Annotated in this window: 1 pseudogene; it reads right to left on the bottom strand. The window is 58.5% G+C overall.

From position 1 onward, the window contains the following. Window positions 1-41: 41 nt before the first annotated feature. Window positions 42-289 (bottom strand): annotated as a pseudogene (locus tag AC1RO3_RS09095) (hypothetical protein); the annotation flags it as partial.

The raw sequence follows: 289 nt of genomic DNA, 5'->3' as shown, positions 1-289 counted from the left end.
GTATATAGCCTTGTTATCTCGGACCTTGAAGCGCTTACCCATCAGTGAACCACCGTGCCCGGTTTAAGCGCGTCCTGCATCTCGACCATACCGCCGCTCGTCAGCACGCTCTGACCTTCGAGAATGCCACCCGTATTCAGTGTGATAGGATCGATGAACGGCCATTTCGGCTCGATCACGGGAAACGTAATCGGACCGTATGGCTGACCCGGATCGATAGGACGACGTGATGCAGGCGGCACAGGAACGGGCTGCGGCGTGACGACAGGAGACGGCAGCGGTCCCGGAA

The sequence above is a fragment of the Dellaglioa sp. CoH-57-MRSF-19 genome (genome assembly GCF_056781975.1).
This window is presented reverse-complemented; position numbering and strand designations above follow the sequence as displayed.